1 protein-coding gene is annotated in these 331 nt (G+C 62.8%); it reads right to left on the bottom strand.

Annotation, left to right across the window (positions count from 1 at the left end; all coding sequences use genetic code 11):
- Nucleotides 1–331: ATP-binding cassette domain-containing protein (locus U5A58_RS40590; protein WP_321965472.1), on the bottom strand; the 331-nt coding region annotated here is incomplete at both ends.

Below are 331 nucleotides of genomic sequence, written 5' to 3'. Positions count from 1 at the left end.
CGCGATTTCCAGACGGCGCTGGTGGCCGTATGAGAGATTGCGCGACGTGTAGTCGGCGTACTGCGCGATGCCCACGTATTCGAGCAGTTCGATCGCGCGTTCCTTGATCTCGCGCTCTTCCTTGCGCTCCGCCGGCGTTTGCAGCACCGCGCCGATCAGGCCGTGCTTCGTGCGCACGTGACGGCCCACCATCACGTTCTCGAGCGCGGTCATGCCGCCGAACAGACGAATGTTCTGGAAAGTACGCGCAATGCCGGCCTGCGCCACCTGATAAACCGCAGTCGGCGTATAGGCCGTGCCGTCGAGCTTGAATTCGCCCGAATCAGGCGTA

The sequence above is a fragment of the Paraburkholderia sp. J7 genome (assembly GCF_905220155.1).
Taxonomy (GTDB): Bacteria; Pseudomonadota; Gammaproteobacteria; order Burkholderiales; family Burkholderiaceae; genus Paraburkholderia.
This window is presented reverse-complemented; position numbering and strand designations above follow the sequence as displayed.